Here is a 1,459-nt window from a genome sequence, read left to right as displayed (position 1 = left end):
GCCCAGCTCGTCGAGGAGATGATGGCAAACGATCTGGCCGAGGCGAAGCGGGACGCTGCCCATGGCAAACGCTCTGTTTGAGCTGAAGGGCAAGAGCGTCTACGTCGCCGGCCATCGCGGCATGGTCGGCAGCGCGCTGGTGCGCCGGCTCGCACACGAGGATGTCAAGCTCGTCACGGTGGACCGTCGCGAGGTCGATCTCTGCAACCAGGCCGCCGTGTTCGACTGGTTCGCAAAGGCGCGGCCGCAGGTCGTGTTCCTCGCCGCGGCCAAGGTCGGCGGCATCGTTGCCAACGACACGCTGCGCGCAGAGTTCATCTACGACAACATCGCGATCGCGGCCAACGTGATCCACGCCGCGCATCAAAACGGCGCCGAGAAGCTGATGTTCCTCGGCTCCTCCTGCATCTATCCGAAACTGGCGCCGCAGCCGCTGCGCGAGGACTCGGTACTGTCAGGCCCGCTGGAGCCGACCAACGAGCCCTATGCGATCGCCAAGATCGCCGGCATCAAGATGGCGGAGGCCTATCGCAGCCAATATGGATGCGACTTCATCAACGTGATGCCGACCAATCTCTACGGCCCCGGCGACAATTATCATCCTGAAATGAGCCACGTCGTCGCCGCGCTGATCCGCCGCTTCCACGAGGCCAAGGTTGCGGGCGCCGGAAGCGTCGTCGTGTGGGGCACCGGCACGCCGCGGCGCGAATTCCTCTATGTCGACGACATGGCGGATGCCTGCGTGCACCTGATGAAGACCTATTCGGCTGCCGAGCTGATCAACATCGGCAGCGGCGAGGACATCACCATCGCCGAATTCGCGCGCGTCGTTGCCGAGGTCGTCGGCTACCGCGGCGAGATCTCCTTCGACACCTCGCGGCCCGACGGCACGCCGCGCAAGCTGCTCGATGTCAGCCGCCTCACGAAACTCGGCTGGCGCGCGACGACCTCGCTTCACGATGGCTTGAAGCGCGCCTATGCGGCGTATCAGGCCGTAGCGCCCGTGACAGAGCAAGAGTAGGAACCTTCGCCGCAAGCACGAGTTGGCCGGTCGGGCAGGGCGAAAAGCCACACGAGGCCGACCGTGCAGCCAGGCCTGCGCGTGCGCAGCACCGCGCAAATCAACGAGGCGCGCGGCCGTCCCGTMGGCGTCGCCTCGACAAGTCAGGTACGCTGCCCGTCGGCGACGACACCGGCAACACGGTGTGGCGGGTGAGCGCGGCGCATCCGCAGCTCACGCAGCGATAGGTTTGCCGGCTGGAGATGTTTTTTCAATGCCAGGGAGATTGACGATGGGCCTTGCTCAATATGCGATCGTACCGGTCAAGGACGAATGGGGCGTGCTGCACGACGGCAACATCAACGGCAGATATGCCACCAAGGAATCGGCATTCGAATCGGCGGTGGCGGCCGCCTCGCTGGCGCTGCGCCAGGGCCATGAGGTCCATGTCAGCGTCCC

General features: G+C 65.1%; 1 protein-coding gene. It reads left to right on the top strand.

What is annotated here, in order from left to right; translation table 11 throughout:
- The first annotated feature begins 61 nt into the window (after positions 1-61).
- Positions 62-1,021, top strand: coding sequence for a GDP-L-fucose synthase (fcl, locus tag AC1D00_RS40830; protein ID WP_477014607.1), 960 nt, complete (start codon positions 62-64; stop codon positions 1,019-1,021).
- Positions 1,022-1,459: the final 438 nt, after the last annotated feature.

This window comes from Bradyrhizobium sp. P2_E8, assembly GCF_056403875.1.
Note: the sequence above shows the minus strand (reverse complement) of the source record. Positions and strands in the feature narration are given on the sequence as shown.

Coding starts and splice junctions, on each gene's coding strand:
- fcl (WP_477014607.1), top strand. CDS start 62: ATGGCAAACGCTCTGTTTGAGCTGAAGGGCAAGAGCGTCTACGTCGCC.